Here is a 17,161-nt window from a genome sequence, read left to right as displayed (position 1 = left end):
CTTTGTGGATAAAGAATTTTTTTAGTCACGCTTAACAATCTGGGTGAGTAAAAAATAGCCTGATTTTCTCAAGCGGAGGAGTATACTAACACAATTGATCAAAGATCATAGAAGATCCTTTATAATTTTTTAATTCGTGCATAATTCTTTTTATGCATATAGCGCGCATGATGTGACATTGAAGGGAGAAATGAATGAAAAAAGTAGCGGTAATTTTAAGTGGCTGTGGAGTATTCGACGGTGCCGAGATCCACGAGTCAGTATTAACACTACTCAATCTTGAAAAAGCAGGGGCAAGCTATCAGTGCTTTGCACCTAATATTGATCAATTCCATGTGATCAATCACATCACCGGTGAAGAACAAGATGAACGTCGTAATGTTCTTGTTGAAGCCGCCCGCATTGCACGCGGAGAAATTGCAGATCTGGAAACATTAAGTGCTGACGAATTCGATGCTTTGGTATTACCAGGAGGTTTTGGTGTAGCAAAGAATCTTTCTGATTTTGCTTTTAAAGGCGCAGATTCTACGATTCTTGAAAGCGTAAAGCGCGTATGTCGTGAGTTCAATCACCAGCAAAAGCCTATCGCTTATTTGTGCATTGCGCCAGCACTCATCGCCCATATCCACACACCGGGTACACTCGCGACCATAGGCAATGATGTTGATACCGCAGCGGCAGTTAATACGCTTGGTGCAAAGCACGTGGATTGTGAAGTGACCGAGATCGTCGTTGATGACAATGAAAAAGTGATTAGTACACCGGCATATATGCTGGCGTCATCCATCCTTGAAGCCGCGACTGGCATCGAAAAGGCGGTGACGAAGTTAATCGAAATGGCATAGAGGCGATCACCTCCCCCACCCATTCGTATTAGTAAAGGAAAACGCCAAGGCCGAACAACTCGCTTTTCGGCCTTGAGCGATTGCAAATTTAGGCAGAAAAGCTTGCCCTAACGCAATAAATTAATGGTTTTAACCATTTATACTCAAGTTTACGTTTTATAAATGAACAGGTGACGTTATAATCCCAATAATTCCGTCATCCATTATCGTGATTGAACACGTTCAAACGAAGTGAGCAAGGTAAATGAAGAAACTTTCAGCAGCACTTTTATTGCTATCAACAGCCGCAGTTGCGCAACCATACGACAATTCTTTAACTGAAGAAGCGATTAAGAAACGTCTTCAGCCTATCGGCTCAGTATATTTAGCTGGTGCTGAAAGTGCTGCAGAAGCCGAGCCATCAGGACCTCGTTCAGGTGAGCAGGTTTATCAAGCAGCATGTTTTGCTTGTCACGGCACTGGCGCATTAGGCGCACCAAAAACAGCTGACGATTGGGCACCGCGCCTAGCGAAAGGTAAAGACGTATTACTAGACCATGCGATCAATGGCTTCAATGCAATGCCTCCTCGTGGTACTTGTATGAACTGCTCGGATGATGAGATTGCAGCAGCAATCGATTTCATGACAAGCAAATAAGTATTTCAACTTCTCTATTTAGGGTAGAAAGACTTATTGGACAGTGCAGCGTTTATCGCTGCATTTTCGTCTCAATATAGTGCCATAAAAGCCGTGATTAACGCTGGCTTGATATCACTTTATAAAGCGAGCAGGAATGAGAAATTTACACTTGACCGCCTCGGCTAAAAGTGAAACTATTAAGCTCAATAATTAAACAACAATAAGAACTGGTTTCGTCATTGGAAGAGCCACAGCAACAGGTTAGGAGACTATCTCGGCGAACCGCCAGATTAGAGTCTTTACTCAAAAAGTATAAAAGAAAGTCTCAACTTCAATACACATTAATTCAGTTATCAGAACAGGCTAGTACTGTTGCTGAGCTTACCCTGTTGTATCCCGCAATCCACAATATTCTATCTCAATATTTACCTAGCAAAAGCTTTTACGTTGTCCTGCAAAATCGCTTTACTCAAGCGCTTGAGCTATCGTATTTTGTTGATGAGAAAGACGGTATTTCTGTCCCACTTCATGAAGCACATCACTTTAAAGATGGTGTGACTGGTTTTGTATTTAAAACTGGCGAAACCGTTTATCTCACCAAAGATGACATGCTATCGCGAGCCAATGCTGGCGAGTTTAAGATAATGGGCAGTCAAGCGGAGCATTGGGTGGGCGTACCTATCTACCGCGACGGCGCAATTATTGGCGTTATGGTATCGCAAAGCTACGAAGCCGAGCAATCCTACAGCGATCATCAAGTTGAATTGCTTGAAGTAATGTCACTGTATCTGGCCACAGCGATTGAACGCGTTAAAAAGCGTGAGTTACTAGAGTCTGAAGTGAAAATTCGCACGCGGGCACTAATGCAAAGTAATGAAGCACTTAATAAAGAGATAGAAAACCGCAAGCGTGCGCTAGAAAGACAGCAAATCTTATTCAAGATTTCTGAATTAGCAACCCAGTTCTCCGATATTGACGATGTTTACCAACAAGTTCACGACATTATTCGTTCTATTACTTTTGCCGACAACCTCTACATAGCGCTTTACGATAAAGAGACGAATTGGCTTACCTTCCCGTATAGCGTTGATGAAAAAACCAGTTATAACCCTCGCCCATTTGCAAAAGGGTATAGTGAGCTGGTCATTCGTACTGAGCAAAGCCAGTTAATAGACAGTACCCGTGCCAAAGCCTTAGCACTCGAAGGCACAGTAGAGCGCCCCGCAGGCTATAATCACAAGCTTGCTGCAACGAGTTGGCTTGGTGCACCATTAAAAACCGCTACTGGCGTCATCGGCCTGATCGCATGTCAGGCTTATGAGCACAAACACGAATTTAATTATGATGATGTTGAGCTGATCTCTTTTGTATCTAATCAGATTGCCTCTGTACTACAAACGCACCTAGCGAACCAAGCGCTTAAGATCAGTCACCAACAGTTAGAACATCGAGTTGCGGAAAAAACTAAAGAGCTACAGCAGGCCAATTTACACCTGCAAATGCAGATGGAAGAGCGCAAAAAGATTGAGCAACAGCTTTATCATGATGCTCATCATGATTCACTCACGGGTCTTCCAAACCGTAGTTTGTTTTTAACTCAGCTTGAAAAGACGCTGAAGAAACATCATCGTTATCCCGAAGATAACTTTGCCGTTCTTTTTATTGATTTAGATAAATTTAAAGACATTAATGATGAATTAGGTCACCAAGCTGGCGATCAATTTTTGGTGTGGGTGGCGCAGTCATTCTTAGAGTGTATTCGTGAACACGATTTATTAGCTCGACTTGCTGGTGATGAATTCGTGATCTTACTTGATCACCTAACCGATCGTCAGCAAGCGGAAGATGTCGCCAAACGTATTATCAAAGTCATGCAGCAACCTTTCTGTTTGAAGGGGGTATGCATGCAAAGCGGTGCCAGCATAGGGATCACCTACAGTAATAAGCTATACCGTAACACCGATGAAATCATCAGAGATGCCGATGCGGCAATGTACTATGCTAAAAACGCTGGCCGTGGTCGCTATGAATTTTATCATCCATTGCTAACCGCAAGCTCAAATGCTCAAAAGCAGCAAGAGCAACATCACTTAGATAAGCTGCCTACCCACTTCCGCTGTACGGAAATCGTGAACTGGTCAGATAACGCCCAACCAATTGGCTTTTTGGAAGCCTTTGGCGAGCATCCAGTGTTAGGCAGCACCAGTTTTGATATTCTAAAAAAGTTTGCCGCAGAAAAATCTCAACTGCTTGAAATTGAATTGCACCTACTTAACAAAGCGCAAGAAATTGCCCTTAGCCGCGATGAAGATATGCTATTTGGTTGCTCTGCAATGTTACTAGAAAGCGCACATTTTGACGCGCTAAAGCAGCAGCTTAAGCGGCAAGACAAAACACTTTGTTTGCTCTTCGAAGAAAGCGAAATTCGCTTTGCTTCTAGTCAGCAAGTATTAAATCTCAGAGCCTTGGCCGATATGGGGATCCCAATTGGCTTGAATAATTTTGGTAAAGATCGCTGCGATCTAACCCTAATTAGCCAAGTTGACTTTACCTATGTCTTATTAAGCTCGACGTTTAGTAAACGCGTCTTACAGCAAACGAGTTATGAGGTTCAGTTACAAGGTATTTTAGCCGTTACTAAGGTGAAAAATATTAAGGTCATCGCCCGAGGTCCTGCGATTTTAAACTTTAGAAGCTTGCTGGAAAGGCATGGCTTGCAGCTGTTTTTTGGCAAACAGCAAATGCTGGATAAGGGCAACGAACGTGTAGCCTTTATCCAGAGTTTTGATAACGAATCAGTCCCGTCTTAGCATTGCCCGTAAATTCGCAACGTTAGACTTACCTTTTTCCATTCGTTCTGCCTGTGTCGCAACAGGCTTTTTCCCTTCAATTTGTAAATCATCTTGCGGCAATTCTTGTACAAAGCGACTCAGCTCTGGGGTGATCTGCTCGCCAAATTGACGACGACTCTTGGTATAAGTCAATGTTAAGGTTTGCTGAGCACGAGTGATGCCAACGTAGGCTAAACGCCTTTCCTCTTCGACATTATCTTCATCAATACTCGTTTGGTGGGGTAGCAAGCCTTCTTCCATCCCCACCATAAATACGTGTGGATATTCAAGACCTTTGGACGCATGCAGCGTTAATAACTGCACTGCATCTGAGTCATCTTCTTCTTCATTGCGCTCAAGCATATCTCTTAATGTGAGTTTGCTTACCACTTCTGGCAGTGTCATCGCGGGGTTATCAGCATCTCCCGTAAGCATATCACTTATCCAACGGTATAGTTCTGATACGTTTTTCATCCGCATTTCCGCCGCTTTAGCGCTGGGAGATGACTCGTAAAGATACGCTTCGTAATTAATTTCACGGATCATATCTTTTACCGCTTCCAAGGTATCTCCACGGGTTGCTCGGTCGGAAAGCTCAACCACCCAGCGCGCAAATCCCATCAATGCATTTAAGCCACGACCCGCCAAGCGACCCGCGAGCTCTGACTCAAAACACGCAGCAAATAGACTAATATGGCGCTCGTTGGCAAAGCTACCTAGCTTTTCTAATGTCACCGGGCCAATCTCGCGTCGAGGGGTATTGACGATACGTAAAAATGCGTTGTCATCATCTTGGTTCACTAGGAATCGTAAATAAGCCATAATGTCTTTGATTTCACTGCGTGCAAAGAACGACATACCGCCACTAATTTTGTATGGAATACGGTTGGTCATGAGTGCCTTTTCAAACACTCGAGCTTGGTGATTACCACGATAAAGCAATGCATAGTCGCGATAGCTGGTACGTTTCATAAACTTGTGTGAAATGATCTCCGCAACCACACGCTCCGCTTCATGTTCTTCGTCACGAGTCGCTATCACACGGATCGGGTCGCCGTACCCCAGTTCACTAAACAGTTGTTTATCAAATTCATGGGGATTGTTAGCGATTAGGATATTCGCGGCCTTTAGGATCCGCCCTGCACTACGGTAGTTTTGCTCCAACTTGATAAGTCTTAGGCCCGGAAAATCTTTGCTCAACAGCACCAAGTTTTGCGGTTTAGCGCCACGCCATGAATAAATAGACTGATCATCGTCACCAACCACAGTAAAACGTGCGCGCTCACCAACGAGCAGTTTCACTAACTGATACTGGCTGGTATTGGTATCTTGATACTCATCCACCAGCAAATAGCGGAATCGCTGCTGCCAGCGCTCTCTCACATCAACCGACTGATTCAAGAGCAAAGTTGGGATCATAATAAGATCATCAAAGTCTAACGCATTGTAAGCACGCAGCTGTGTTTGATAACGCGCATAAAGCTGAGCGAATAGCGCTTTTTGTGGCTCTCGCGCTTCTCTAATAGCGCGCTCTGGCAAAATAAGCTCATTCTTCCAGTTACCAATCTGCATCTTTAGCAAATTGAGTAAGTCTTTATCACGCTCAAGCTCTTTTTCAGTGAGTTCACTTAACAACTGATTGGTGTCTTGATCATCAAACAAGGAAAAGCCGGGTTTATAACCCAAGGTCTTGACCTCTTTTTTAATGATTTCCAGCCCTAATGTATGGAATGTCGACACCCACAAACCCTTAGCTTCTTGCTTGCCCAAAGTTTGTGCCACCCGTTCACGCATTTCTTTCGCCGCTTTGTTGGTAAAGGTGACCGCTGCGATATTCTTTGCTTTGTATTCACACTGCTGCACTAGGTAGGCAATTTTATTGGTAATAACCCGGGTTTTACCTGAGCCCGCACCTGCCAATACAAGGCATGGACCACTGATATATTTTACCGCTTCGTCTTGTTTTGGGTTGAGCTTCATGCAACTAATCCGGTTATCTTCTCGCTTGGCACAATGTTGGCAACAACTGTCAGTGCTGAGGGGTTGAGGAATTCTTATAAACTAAGCATGCTAGTTTACCGTATCCATGTAAAACTATGAAGCGAACCTTTTCCGTCTGCGGCGCATAAGGTAAGATGGAATTTGTATACTGACTCGCAAGCTAAGGTAAGAAGATGATTAATCCAGCCAAAATTGAAGAAATTGCTAAGCAAATTTCCAGTAACATGCCACAGGGCGTAAAAAATCTTGCTGAAACATTTGAAGCAAGAACGAAACAGGCGATCCAGAGCAAATTATCAGAAATGGATTTTGTTAGCAGAGAAGAGTTTGATATTCAAAGCAAAGTGCTGATCCGCACACGTGAAAAATTGGTTGAACTTGAAGAAAAAGTGGCGCAGTTAGAAGCGCAGCTTGCCAGCCAAGCATCCGACTCGCAGGAATAAGCAACCAAAGCTTTGAAAAGTAAGGCGTGCGCTTGTGGCGCACGCAATCTCTAAACTCTGTTGACCCTAGCAATAGCGCTGGTTCACACCAAGCAGAGACTTTTCATAGCAAAGTGACAGTTGCTCCATATCTTCTACGGCGTTCACCACCTCATTCAAGAGACCGTCAGCTAGACCATAGACCCACCCATGTACCGTCAAAGTTTGACCTCGCTGCCAAGCATCTTGAACGATATTGCTCTGACACACGTTGCGCACCTGTTCAACCACATTTAGCTCACAAAGCGCCGCACACTGCTTTTCTTTGCTCACTTGTTCAATAATCGCTTGGTGTTTCTCTTTCACATCAGCGACATGACGTAGCCAGTTATCGATCAGACCAAACTTAGCGTTATCGAGTACGGCTTGCACTCCACCACAACCGTAGTGACCGACCACCATGATGTGATCCACTTTGAGCACCTCAACCGCATACTGCATGACCGACAAACAGTTGTGATCAGTATGCACAACGACATTGGCAACATTGCGGTGAACAAACAACTCTCCAGGCATTAAGTCAACAATCTCGTTGGCAGGCACACGAGAGTCAGAGCAGCCAATCCATAGATAATCTGGATTCTGTTGTTGCGACAGTTTTTTGAAAAACTCAGGATCACTGGCATTGGTGCGATCTGCCCACTGTTTATTATTATCGAGTAAGTGACTCAGTGGACTTGGGCTCGTATTACACATTAATGGTTCTCCGACTGACGTTCAGCCTGTATCAAAATATTCCTTGGGGTGAGTGACTTTTCGCAAAAAGTGCTAAGGGTGACATCATACCCAGCTGCTTGCAGATATAAAACCCTATCCAGGACCAACCAGATCTCAATCGCACGACGAAACACGTGTCGTACTAGCTCAATTCTGTCCGTTACTTGTTTTCGTTCACGCCCAATACGTTCATATTGGTCAAAATCAATTCCATCAGGCAGGGCGAGCTGCTTCTGCTCAGCTGCCCAATAACAGAATTCACTAAATGACCCAGAAAAAATAGCCTTATTGACCGAAGGCACACTCACGTAATGTTTATCTGCGGTAAGTTCTCTGCGCAGCGCATCAAACCCTAAGCGCCAACTCACCTCTTTTTTACGTACTTGTGCCACTCTCCCGGGTGCTGTAACTGTCTCTTGCAGCGCTAACTTCATATCGTGATGAGACAAATTGAGCTGACTCTGCTGTGCTTCAACACTCATGGCTTGATAATCAGGTGGTGTAAATAAGTGATAGCAGCATGGAGAGAGCGATAGCTTTTTCATGCCATTCGCCACTGCTTGGTGCATAAATACACGATGTAATTCACCACATGCATGCAGTGCAATACCATGGCGATTTTCAACGAAGTGGTGATGTATGTCATCTTTCAGCACGTCGGCACAATGAAAATGCAAGTTTAGATTTTGCCGCTTCGCACTTTCCTCTCCTTGCCGACACAGATCCGCTTGAAGCTCAATACTGTTCACTTCAGGCGCGCCATGATAAGAAAGCAATCGGCCTAAATGACCTTTACCTGCGCACCACTCTAGTACCGATGCTTTGGTTTCGTTTACTGCGGCAACAAAGTCTTGAAGTTGCTCTAATTTACGTCCTTTTATGCCATTACTCAGCCAAAATGGTAACTCATCTCTACGGCCCACTTTTTGCGGTAAAGCACTTAAGACCGTAAGTTGTTCAAGTTCGGGAATATAGCGACTAAAAAAAGTAAAAAGGGCATCAGTGTCACTGTCTAATGTTGATACTGCATCGTCGCTTAACCGCAGTAATTCAGATTGCAGTTGTGGCCAAGGAATAGTGAGATGCTCAAAAGCAACGACTTGCCAATATTGTCGGGTATCGAATAATAATTTATCTAGAAGTTGAAAGCGTTTGCTCGGTTCCACAATGGCCACGGTTGTCAGAGAAACAATACCCTTATTCTAGCGTAATTGTTGATGATATTTACGAGAAAAAATTAAGTGGATATACATTGGGATACAAACCAATGTCAAAATCGCTGCAATAATCAACACCCAAGATAGCTTAGGTTGTTCATTCTTCACTTCTGAATAAATAAAGCGCGCTTTGTGTTCATGAAACTGACTCACATCTAAGTGATATAGCTGTGCTATCCATTGCCATTTTGCCGTTGACATTGTTCCAATTGGAATATTAGCCACCTTTATGAATTCCCTTAACTTCTCTGCCTCAAATGCGAGCTGTTCTAGGGGTTTTTGGGTAGCGTATTGCTGCTTAGTTATCGCTAAAGTCTCTTCTAGATGTAACATAGCGTATCGCCAACCTTTAAGGCTCGCACGACGAAAGCGTTTAACAAGCTCAGGGCGGTTTTCTAGTACGCTTTCCGTAGTAAAGAGCACGTCAGCATAAACGTTTAAACCAAACTGCTTAGGGCAAATTTCACGGGGTGATAGACCGCTTTGCTGTACTGCATAGGGCTCATTGGTGCTATAAACTTGCATCGCATCAAATTTACCCGCGATAAAGTCTTTCAGTGGCTCACTGCCTGAATACAAGCGCATATTTTGTGTATTGACGCCTGCACGTTGCAACATCATGAGTAACTCACCGTTTTCTGTGTGTCCTAAATGACTGAGGCGTTTCCCCTGAAAATCACGGGGAACATAAATATCACTATCGGCTCTTACCATCCAACAATAAGGAGAAGACTGTAGGATCGCAGCAAGCGCCACAAAAGGTTTACCGTTGAGCCTTTGTTTTAAAAGGCCTGAGTGAAACACACCGAACTGTGCTTGCCCGTATAGCACGCGAAAATCAACGTTAGGATTATTGGGATCGGCAGGAAGGATCTGAACGTCTAACCCTTCCCTATGATAAAACCCTTTTTCCTTTGCCATATAGTAACCAGCAAACTGAAATTGATGCGTCCACTTTAACTGTAATGTGACTTTTTCAAGGGCTGCAATTTGAGTGCTCAAAAATAAAAGTAATAACGCAACATAGTACCTAAACATCATATCCTTGCGTTTTTCAACTGATAATAGCTAACTATAGTTTAAGGTGATCAGGCTGCCATTAAGTTTGGATAAGTATTGAATATATCAGTGAGTTAAGTACTACTTTAACTGACTAAGGTTCAAAGCAGCTGTACGTTGCAATTCTCTATATGTGTACCTAGTATGTTCTTAAGGTGATGATAGATCTGCTCTTGGCTACCTTTGCACATAATGTCATAGCCATTACCATTATTCTTCTCGATGATCCCAAAGTAATTATCATCAATAGCGACAGACTCAACTTGCGCTATTGGCATCATAATTTTATTTGCCCCGTAGATGAGCATTAACTTCTCGCCCTCTTTTAATAACATTTGCTCTGGGCGTCTGTTGGTACCGATATCACCTTGGAGTACGACCGATATCAATGTAATTGCAAACGCAATTGGCAAGAAAAGTGTGTGTTCGATCAGCTCTGGCCAAAGTGCACTCGCACCAAAATATAAGCCCGCAAGTAATACAAGCCTTGTAACTAACGTTATGAAGATGTCCTTGTTTTTTCTTTTTCTAATCATGTAATCCACTGATAAAATTAGATACTTTCATGACCAGCGTACCTAATTCAGTACTTATTATCCAGCCTTTTGCTTTGCTAACTGCTCGCCATGCAAAAAGCGTGTAAAACACGGGTTATCTGTTTCTTCTTGAAACTGATACGCTAACTTTGCAAGATGTTCATCAAAGCGCTCATAATCACTGGGCTCAACTTCAAAAGCGGCTAACACATTGCCTTGTGCCGCACCGTGATTGCGATAATGAAATAAAGTAATATTCCAATTACAGCCGAGCATGTCTAAAAAGCGTGCTAATGCGCCTGGATATTCAGGAAATTCAAACCGCAATAAACGTTCATTCATGACGCTCGGCGGTTTGCCGCCTACCATATATCGCACATGTAACTTTGCCAGTTCGTTATCTGATAAGTCATCAAACAGGTAGCCGTTTTGATGCAATGAAGCGGTTAACTCAGTTAGCTCTTGCTGGCCATTTCTAAGCCCAACACCAACAAAAATTTGCGCTTCGCCACAGCCGGCATAGCGATAGTTAAACTCAGTGATCGCTCGGCCACCAAGAGAGTGACAAAAACGCTTAAAGCTGCCTTTTTCCTCAGGGATAGTCACCCCGAGCAATGCTTCATGTTTAGCACCTAGCGCCGTTCTTTCGGCGATATACCTCAACCGATCGAAGTTTAAATTAGCGCCTGACAAGATAGCTGCAACACTCAGCCCCTTTTCGCCCGTTTGCGCGAGCCACTTCTTCAAGCCCGCAGTTGATAACGCGCCGGAAGGCTCTGCAGTTGCTCTCGTCTCAACAAAAATATCTTGAACCGCCGCACAAATTTCATCGGCATTAACCGTCACGACTTCATCACAAAACTTTTGTGCTAATCGAAAAGTTTCAGTGCCAATAAGCTTTACCGCTACGCCGTCCGCAAAACCACCGACTCGTTCAAGCTCCACGGGTTCTCCCGCTTCAAGTGCGGCTTTAAGGCATGCGCTGTCCTCAGCTTCTACCCCTATAACACGGATATCAGGACGAAGTGACTTCAAATACACCGCCATTCCCGCAAGCAAACCACCACCTCCTACGGGAATAAATACGACGTCTAGTTCATCAAGTTGCTGAATTAACTCTCGCGCCACCGTACCTTGGCCGATGATCACATCTTTATCATCAAATGGCGGGACAAAAACACCATTTTGCGCTTCACAAAGATCTAGCGCGTATTGTTTTGCCGCATCAAAGTGATGGCCGTGTAAGATTACTTCACCACCGAGCTTACGAACCGCGTTGACCTTGATCTCTGGCGTAGTCACAGGCATTACAATGGTAGCGTGCTGACCTAGATGCGTTGCACTTAGTGCAACCCCTTGAGCATGATTACCCGCAGAAGCGGTATACACCCGCGATCCTTTCGGCAACTGACGTAGCTTGTTATACGCACCACGCAATTTGAAAGAATAGACCGGCTGTTGGTCCTCTCTTTTCAGCCAAATTTGGTTACCAAGCTGGGCTGACATTTGCTCTAGTTGATTCACTTGCGTTACCTCAACGAGCGGTGCCACATTCGCCTGAATAATGGCTCTAAAGTAATCAAGCTCTTGGGAAACCATCGCTAGCCTAACTCCTCTAGTTTTTGTAAGTCACGTACCGCGCCTTTGTCTGCACTCGTTGCTAGCAGTGCATAGGCTTTTAGCGCGGGACTCACATAACGTTCTCTGTTAACTGGTTTGTACGCTTCTTTGCCACGAGCGAGTTGCTTTTCATGGCGCAGCGCCAACTCGGTGTCGTCCAGTTTAACGTCAATGCTGCGGTTATAGATGTCGATGGCGACAACATCGCCGTTTTCAACCAGCGCCAAATTGCCACCACTGGCAGCCTCTGGAGACGCATGACCAATAGAAAGTCCAGAAGTACCGCCGGAAAAACGACCATCGGTAAGTAAAGCGCAGTCTTTATCTAGCCCCATCGATTTAAGATAGCTAGTTGGATACAGCATTTCTTGCATACCCGGACCACCTTTAGGCCCTTCGTAGCGAATGATCACTACATCACCTTTCTTAACTTGGCCACCCAGTATCCCCTCGACGGCATCGTCTTGAGATTCAAATACTACAGCGGGCCCTGTAAAGCGCAGCATTTCATCGGCCACCCCGGCACTTTTCACGATACAACCATCGGGCGCTAAGTTACCTTTCAATACAGCAAGGCCGCCATCTTGCCTAAAGGCATGCTCGATGGAGCGAATACAGCCGCCTTCACGGTCTAAATCAAGCTCATCCCAGCGATACTCTTGGCTCATAGCTTGGGTGGTGCGGATCCCAGCAGGCCCCGCGCGATAGAAAGTTTGTGCCCGTTCGTTATCACGGTCTGCAGCATTCCAACGCGCAATAACTTCACCTAGATTTCCGCCAGCAACATGTCCCACTGAAAGGTCCAACTTATCGCCTCTGGCCAGCTCGTTGAGAATGGCCATAATGCCGCCAGCACGGTGAACGTCTTCAATGTGATATTGCTGCGTTGCCGGAGCAACTTTACACAAAAACGGTGTGCTACGAGATAAGCAGTCTATGTCATTCATATCAAAATCGACAAAGCCTTCTTGCGCTGCCGCCAATAAATGCAGCACGGTATTAGATGAACCGCCCATCGCGATATCTAATGTCATGGCGTTCATAAATGCGGCTTGGTTCGCAATGTTGCGTGGCAGCACTTGCTCATTGTCTTTACCATAGTACTCATCACATAAAGCCATGATGCGCTTTGCTGCGCCCAAATAAAGCTGTTGGCGGTCTTTGTGTGTCGCAAGTGTAGTACCATTACCAGGCAACGCTAAGCCCAGCGCTTCTAATAGACAGTTCATGGAGTTGGCAGTAAACATGCCTGAACACGAACCGCAAGTAGGACAAGCTGAGCGCTCTACTTGCTCAGAGTCTTCATCACTCACGGTTGGATCTGCGCCTTTCACCATAGCGTCGACGAGATCCAATTTTAAATCGATATCCGCTAAGCGAGTTTTACCCGCTTCCATCGGGCCGCCGGAAACAAAGATCACCGGAATATTCAACCGCAGTGCCGCAAGTAACATGCCTGGGGTGATTTTGTCGCAGTTAGAAATGCAGACCATGGCATCGGCACAATGAGCGTTAACCATGTACTCTACCGAATCTGCAATTAAGTCTCGAGACGGGAGCGAGTAAAGCATGCCGCCGTGACCCATAGCGATACCATCATCAATAGCAATGGTATTAAATTCGCGGGGTACGCCGCCTGCTTCTGTTATCGCATCAGCCATCAATGCGCTAAGCTGATTGAGGTGAACATGACCCGGAACAAATTGGGTATATGAATTCACGACCGCAACGATCGGTTTATGGAAATCACTGTCCGTCATTCCCGTTGCTCGCCACAATGCACGAGCACCCGCGCGTTGTCTGCCCTCAGTAGTTGTCTTGCTCCGTAATTTAGCCATGCTTCACCTTTTTCTCGGCTATGCCGAGTTCCTCATTCCCACAATTTACAATGCGCTTTTATTCGGGGCGTTTGACCCCGATACCAATAAAGTTATTCGTTTACGTATTCTAACCAGCCATTTTCGTCATCAGCTTGACCTTTAACCAAAGCGAAATAGGCCTGCTGTAACTCTTCCGTAATTGGACCTCTACCACCATTACCCACGGTAATCTTGTCTACGCTGCGAACAGGTACTACTTCCGCTGCGGTACCAACCATAAAGAACTCATCAGCAAGATAAAGCGCTTCGCGAGCGATTGGCTCTTCACGTACTTCATAACCGCGTTTTTTTGCCAAATGGATGATAGTGTCGCGCGTAAGACCAGGTAGAATACAAGCTGTGGTTGGCGGGGTATAAAGCACGCCTTTTTTCACAACAAATAAGTTCTCACCAGCACCTTCGCTCAGGTAACCATTAACATCAAGCGCGATCCCTTCAACATAACCATTACGCTTCGCCTCACCTGAAATAAGCTGTGAAGATAAATAGTTACCACCCGCTTTAGCCGCAGTAGGCATGGTATTTGGTGCGAGGCGACTCCAAGAAGAAACACACACATCAACACCTTGCGCTAAACCTTCTTCACCAAGGTATGCACCCCATTCCATCGCAGCGACTGTCATGTCTGCACGGTGCGACTTCGGATTTAAACCAAGACCTACATGACCCAAAAATGCAAATGGACGAAGGTAAGCATTGGTAAAGTCATTTGCGCGGATCGTCTCTTTACACGCTGCGATTACTTCCTCTTTGGTAAAAGGAATTTCCATACGGTAGATCTTCGCAGAATCAAAGAGGCGTTGAATATGATCGGTTAAGCGGAAAACAGCTGGACCATTTGGCGTATCGTAAGCACGGATCCCTTCAAAAACTGAGCTGCCATAATGTAAAGCATGACTAAGCACATGGGTGGTCGCTTGAAAATAAGGAACCATTTCACCGTTATGCCAAATTACTTCTGATGTTTGTGTCATTGTTAACTACCTTAATTCTTCTAAATTGCCTGTTTCTGTAGTGTATGCAAGTCAACCGCTTGCACTTCTACTAGCTTACTCAGTTGTGAGGTTAATAAATAGATAGGTTTGTCACTATCTACGGTCATTTTGACGTGGAATAAGTCATCTTGACCTTGTAGTTCCAAATTCGTTAAGCGAAATCCGCGATGTCTGGCTACGCGTAAAAAGCGCTCCACTGCGATGCTCTGTTGTTTTACTGCAACGGTTAAATGGTGTTTCATGAAAGGCTCTCCGTCATCATTTCATCATTGGCAGCACCAGGTGGAACAAGCGGCCATACGTTTTCTTTATCGTCGATACAAGCATGTAAAATATAGGGCCCTTGCGCATTCACTATGGCGTCAACGGCGTCATCTACTTGGTTCGCATGAGTAATTGTCTGTCCAGGAATACCGAATACGGCAGCCAATGAGACAAAATCAGGATTGTCTGACAGGTCGGTTTCACTGTAACGACCGTCAAAAAAGAGTTGCTGCCACTGTCTCACCATACCCAGCCTTTGGTTGTCTAATATTAATATTTTAACTGGCAGGTTATTACGGCGGATGGTTGCCAACTCTTGAATATTCATCATGATGGAGCCGTCGCCAGATACCGTGATCACTGTGTTATCTGGACGTGCTATCTGTGCACCTATTGCAGCTGGTAAGCCAAATCCCATCGTGCCTGCACCGCCACTACTTAAGTGATTGCTTGGATGAGTGAATTTCATGTGCTGTGCCACCCACATTTGATGTTGGCCTACATCGCAGCATACTACCGCTGTATTGGGTAGCTTTTGGCTCAGTTGATTTAACAAATACGGTGCAAATACTTTTTCGCCAGGATAGTCATAACGCCACGCATGTTGACGTTGCAGTGCTTCGATGGTCTCTAGCCATTCGGTATTCGTAACCACACATTCAATTTGCGGCAATGACTGTTTTAAGTCTGCAATAAGCGAAGCGGCCGCGGGTTTTCGTTTACCCACTTCTGCAGGGTCAATATCTAAATGGATCACCTTCGCCCCTGCAGCAAACTTTGCCAAATTCCCCGTTACACGGTCATCAAATCGCGCCCCGATACATACCAACAAGTCACATTGCTGAACCGCCAGATTCGCCGCTTGAGTACCGTGCATACCGAGCATTCCTAAGTCATAATCATAATCTGGGGTTACGCTGCCCAAAGCTTTTAGCGTCGATACGGCCGGCATATGGGTCTTTTCTAAAAATTGCATCAGCTGTGACTGCGCATCGGCGCTTTGCACGCCGCCGCCAATGTAAGCAACAGGTCGTTTAGCATCGCATAATAATTGATTGGCTTTTGCTACTTCAGTTTGCGAAACCCTCGGCTGTTCGTCTTGTGGCGCAGCAAAAGGATGAAAAGGTACTTTAGCTAACTGGATATCTTTAGGAATATCGACCAACACCGGACCGGGTCGGCCAGACTGCGCTACGTACATGGCTTCTTGTAATACCTCAGCCAAGTCTTCCGCTCGCTCAACCATGTAGCTGTGCTTGGTACATGACAAAGACATGCCCAGTACATCCACCTCTTGAAAGGCATCCGAACCGATAGCAGCGGTCGGCACTTGCCCAGTGATAGCCAGTAGCGGAACTGAATCCATCATGGCATCAGCAAGTGCGGTGATAAGGTTCGTCGCGCCGGGTCCAGAAGTGGCGAAACAAACCCCAAGCTTACCTGTACTGCGAGCATACCCAACAGCAGCAAAACCAGCACCTTGCTCATGGCGAGTCAAGTAGTGCTTAACTGGCGCGCCATACAAAGCGTCATAAATGGGCATGATGGCACCACCTGGGTAACCAAATACGTGTTTAACGCCTTGCTCTTCTAGCACCTTGATAACAAGTTGTGCGCCGGTTGTTGAATTGCTCATGATCTGCTCTCAGTTGCCTTTTTTATGCCCTAAAACGAAAACGCCCCCCGAACCTTTTGGTGCGGGGGGCGTTTATGCTGATACTTTTCTTACAGCACTAACTAGCCCCCGCGGTAATAATAATCACCACGTTGATAATCACGACTAGTAGAGTTGCTGTTAGTAACATTGCTTGAATTCCGTAAATTTAAACTTGGCAATCATTCAGTGTAAGCACTGTGCTGCCTCTTTTTCTATTAATACCGCGCCTTGCACACTGAAGTCAACACAAAAAACTATGCTATTTAAAATTAAAAACCTGACTTTAACGCATAAAAAAACCAAAAATCCACAAACTAAAGAATTAAAACAACCACACATTTTAAAATGCGAATTTTCTATTGGTTCAGTTTCGATATAACGAAAAATTTACTTTCTCGATTTGCCAATATGAAATTTTTTCTACCACCTCAACGCACT

At 45.0% G+C, this 17,161-nt stretch carries 14 protein-coding genes; 4 read left to right on the top strand and 10 right to left on the bottom strand.

Translation table 11 applies throughout. The features are described from left to right. The first annotated feature begins 194 nt into the window (after positions 1 to 194). From elbB to MHN30_RS19575, 3 genes are all read left to right on the top strand, one after another. On the top strand, positions 195 to 845 hold the full coding sequence (elbB, locus tag MHN30_RS19585; RefSeq protein ID WP_039494621.1) for an isoprenoid biosynthesis glyoxalase ElbB: 651 nt from the start codon (positions 195 to 197) through the stop codon (positions 843 to 845). 244 nt (positions 846 to 1,089) lie between these two features. Beyond that, a complete protein-coding gene (locus MHN30_RS19580) occupies positions 1,090 to 1,482 on the top strand; it encodes a cytochrome c5 family protein (RefSeq protein ID WP_010376308.1) in 393 nt (130 codons plus the stop codon). A 221-nt stretch (positions 1,483 to 1,703) separates the two neighbouring features. Then, on the top strand, positions 1,704 to 4,274 hold the full coding sequence (locus MHN30_RS19575; protein WP_130163356.1) for a diguanylate cyclase: 2,571 nt from the start codon (positions 1,704 to 1,706) through the stop codon (positions 4,272 to 4,274). Here MHN30_RS19575 and rep read toward each other — a convergent pair. After that, positions 4,260 to 6,275: a DNA helicase Rep gene (gene rep, locus MHN30_RS19570; RefSeq protein WP_239360838.1), complete on the bottom strand. Its 2,016-nt coding sequence runs from the start codon at positions 6,273 to 6,275 to the stop codon at positions 4,260 to 4,262. The genes MHN30_RS19575 and rep overlap by 15 nt on opposite strands. Before the next feature lie 194 nt (positions 6,276 to 6,469). On the opposite strand from rep, the gene MHN30_RS19565 reads away from it, so the two are divergent. Next, positions 6,470 to 6,739, top strand: coding sequence for an accessory factor UbiK family protein (locus tag MHN30_RS19565; protein ID WP_010376312.1), 270 nt, complete (start codon positions 6,470 to 6,472; stop codon positions 6,737 to 6,739). 66 nt (positions 6,740 to 6,805) lie between these two features. On the opposite strand, the gene can is transcribed toward MHN30_RS19565, so the two are convergent. The 9 genes from can to ilvG all read right to left on the bottom strand — a co-directional run bounded on the left by can (position 6,806) and on the right by ilvG (position 16,702). After that, a complete protein-coding gene (can, locus tag MHN30_RS19560) occupies positions 6,806 to 7,474 on the bottom strand; it encodes a carbonate dehydratase (protein ID WP_045990427.1) in 669 nt (222 codons plus the stop codon). After that, positions 7,474 to 8,670 (bottom strand): methyltransferase, encoded by a 1,197-nt coding sequence (locus MHN30_RS19555; protein ID WP_130163354.1) that lies wholly within the window; start codon positions 8,668 to 8,670, stop codon positions 7,474 to 7,476. The genes can and MHN30_RS19555 overlap by 1 nt, the downstream gene beginning before the upstream one ends. 27 nt (positions 8,671 to 8,697) lie before the next feature. Further along, the gene (locus MHN30_RS19550; protein ID WP_239360864.1) at positions 8,698 to 9,750 is read right to left on the bottom strand and encodes an ABC transporter substrate-binding protein; all 1,053 of its coding nucleotides are present in this window, start codon (positions 9,748 to 9,750) and stop codon (positions 8,698 to 8,700) included. Between the two features lie 122 nt (positions 9,751 to 9,872). Further along, positions 9,873 to 10,307 (bottom strand): hypothetical protein, encoded by a 435-nt coding sequence (locus MHN30_RS19545; RefSeq protein WP_130163353.1) that lies wholly within the window; start codon positions 10,305 to 10,307, stop codon positions 9,873 to 9,875. A 57-nt stretch (positions 10,308 to 10,364) separates the two neighbouring features. After that, positions 10,365 to 11,906: a threonine ammonia-lyase, biosynthetic gene (gene ilvA / locus MHN30_RS19540; RefSeq protein ID WP_130163352.1), complete on the bottom strand. Its 1,542-nt coding sequence runs from the start codon at positions 11,904 to 11,906 to the stop codon at positions 10,365 to 10,367. Between the two features lie 2 nt (positions 11,907 to 11,908). Then, positions 11,909 to 13,765 carry a dihydroxy-acid dehydratase gene (gene ilvD, locus MHN30_RS19535; RefSeq protein WP_239360836.1) on the bottom strand — a complete coding sequence of 619 codons (1,857 nt, stop codon included), beginning with the start codon at positions 13,763 to 13,765 and terminating at the stop codon, positions 11,909 to 11,911. Positions 13,766 to 13,857: 92 nt separating this feature from the next. After that, complete coding sequence (locus MHN30_RS19530) at positions 13,858 to 14,781, bottom strand: branched-chain amino acid transaminase (protein ID WP_010607766.1); 924 nt, start codon at positions 14,779 to 14,781, stop codon at positions 13,858 to 13,860. Between the two features lie 20 nt (positions 14,782 to 14,801). Next, entirely contained in the window at positions 14,802 to 15,044 is a 243-nt protein-coding gene (gene ilvM, locus MHN30_RS19525) for an acetolactate synthase 2 small subunit (RefSeq protein ID WP_010376329.1), read from the bottom strand. Continuing rightward, positions 15,041 to 16,702, bottom strand: coding sequence for an acetolactate synthase 2 catalytic subunit (ilvG, locus tag MHN30_RS19520; RefSeq protein WP_130163351.1), 1,662 nt, complete (start codon positions 16,700 to 16,702; stop codon positions 15,041 to 15,043). Before ilvG ends, ilvM begins: the two co-directional genes overlap by 4 nt. Positions 16,703 to 17,161 lie beyond the last annotated feature (459 nt).

The organism is Pseudoalteromonas sp. OF7H-1, from assembly GCF_022347825.1.
GTDB classification, from domain to species: Bacteria; Pseudomonadota; Gammaproteobacteria; order Enterobacterales; family Alteromonadaceae; genus Pseudoalteromonas; species Pseudoalteromonas maricaloris.
Note: the sequence above shows the minus strand (reverse complement) of the source record. Positions and strands in the feature narration are given on the sequence as shown.